This window comes from Streptomyces tateyamensis (assembly GCF_003205575.1).
Taxonomy (GTDB): Bacteria; Actinomycetota; Actinomycetes; order Streptomycetales; family Streptomycetaceae; genus Kitasatospora; species Kitasatospora tateyamensis.
The window spans coordinates 1-250 of record NZ_PYBW01000392.1; the positions used below are offsets into that span (position 1 = coordinate 1).

The 250-nt window shown below is 71.2% G+C and carries 1 protein-coding gene; it reads right to left on the reverse strand.

What is annotated here, in order from left to right; genetic code table 11:
- Positions 1 to 250, reverse strand: a 250-nt coding sequence (locus C7C46_RS33880; protein WP_425470172.1) for an SPFH domain-containing protein, incomplete at both ends; no start/stop codon positions are given.

Consider the following 250-nt stretch of genomic DNA (forward strand, 5'->3'; position numbering starts at 1 on the left):
GAAGGCACCGCCCAGGCCCTTGAGGGCGTCGCCCACCTCGCTGGGGATGATCCACAGCTTGTTGGCGTCGCCCTTGGCCAGCTCGGGCAGCGTCTGCAGGTACTGGTAGGCGAGCAGCTTCTGGTCGGCGTCGCCGTCGTGGATCGCCTCGAAGACCGTACGGATCGCGGCAGCCTCACCGTCGGCGCGCAGCACGGCGGCCTGCGCCTCACCCTCGGCGCTGAGCACCGCGGCCTGCTTCTCGCCCTCG